This window comes from Bacillus sp. P4_D3 (genome assembly GCF_056401855.1).
Map to the genome: position 1 here is coordinate 1 of NZ_JBFUIN010000642.1, position 1,778 is coordinate 1,778.

The window sequence follows — 1,778 nt, forward strand, 5'->3', positions numbered from 1 at the left end:
CTTTATTTCTTTAGCAGGATTACCACCTACTATTGTATACGGCGGAACATCTTTACATACGACAGATCCAGCTGCAATAATTGCACCTTCACCAATAGTAACGCCAGGCATTATAATAGCATTCATACCAATCCAGGCATCGCTTTTAATGACTGTATCACCCTTCGGTTCATATGATTGCTCTATTTGCTCAACGAATGGATACACTGTAATCCATTCAGGGTGATGGTTATGATTCCCACCCATTAAAATGACAACTCCACTTGCAATACAAACATAATTTCCAATAATGAGTTTATCCAGGTGCCAACCCATCTGTYCAATTGGATTGAAAAGTGCTTGGGACTTAGCATCGCCCCATAAATACCTTACACAACCATCTTCAAAATTTTGATTTCCATAATACCCTGAATAATAGGCGTACTCTCCTACTTCAATGAGTGGATTTGTTACTATATCTTTTAAATACTTTGTTTCAGACCAATGATTAAATAATGGATGCTTCATAACTATATTCCTCGCTTCTAAGTATTGTAGATTTTTGAAATTTACTTAGAAGCTTAATACGACAGCGACATTTTTAAACTTTTTCAAACGACGAATCATTATCTTCAAGCCTTTCAGTTATAATGAAAAATCATAACGTAATAAATTATACAAGTCAAATAGAGAAAAGTATAATAAAGCTGTTTTTATAAATACGGATTTGTTATACTTTATTTCTTTTGAAACTATTTATATTTTATATAAAATACGGTATATGAAATTTCCACTTCATATACGTAATGTAAGTTCAGTATATTTTCCATACTCAAAACTTATAAAAAATTCAATACAAAAAAGCAGCCTATAAATTTTTATGGGCTGCACTTAAATTCATCGGTTATTACTTAGGCTAATTCTTTCGTTCCCTTCATTACATCAACAAAGAATCCCCAGTTATTCACAACAGAAGAAATGCTAATATACTCATCTGGTGTGTGAACATTAAAGATATCTGGACCGAATGAAATTGCATCTAACTCAGGCATTTTTTGAACAAATACGCTGCACTCAATCCCTGCATGTACTGCGAAGATTTCAGCATCTTTGCTGTATTTTTCTTGGTGCACTTTTTCGAATAAATTACGGATAGGCGAATTAGGATTATATGGCCATTCTGGATACTCAGACTCTTTTTCAAATGTTGCCCCTACTAATTCCGCAATATACTTAATTTCATCTACAATATGTTGTTTTAAACTACTTACAGAACTTCTCACTTCGCTTCGTAATTTAATCTCATCTTGCAGTGTTTGAATAACTCCTAAATTAGTTGAGCTTTCTACAAGACCTTTAATATCCATACTCATACTTTGTATACCATTTGGAATTAAGAATAATGAAGAAATAAGCTGTTTTTGTGTTTCTTTAGAAAAGACTTTTTCCGCCTTTTCTTCTACTTTTGTAAGTGAAACATGAACATCCGGATCAACAGCACGCAGCTCTTCTTGTAAAATATGTGTCCATGATTTTAGTTTTTCTTCTACTTGCTGTACATCTTCTGCACGTAATAAAATTGTAGCTACACTTTCACGCGGAATTGCATTTGTTTTTAAGCCGCCATGAACTTCACTCATATTAAATTGAATGTGAATTGATAAATCACGTAAAACTCGTCCTAATACTTTATTCGCATTACCGCGTTGTTTATCAATTTCCAAACCAGAATGTCCACCTTTAAGTCCACCAACATATAGTCGGTATGTGTCCATATCTACTGGCGCTTCATCCCAAAT

Annotated in this window: 2 protein-coding genes; both read right to left on the bottom strand. The window is 33.5% G+C overall.

Translation table 11 applies throughout. The features are described from left to right. Window positions 1-507: CatB-related O-acetyltransferase (locus AC1DTM_RS25110; protein WP_477001152.1), on the bottom strand; the 507-nt coding region annotated here is incomplete at its 3' end. Window positions 508-890: 383 nt separating this feature from the next. Then, the coding region (locus AC1DTM_RS25115; protein ID WP_477001153.1) for a M20/M25/M40 family metallo-hydrolase at window positions 891-1,778 on the bottom strand (888 nt) is incomplete at its 5' end.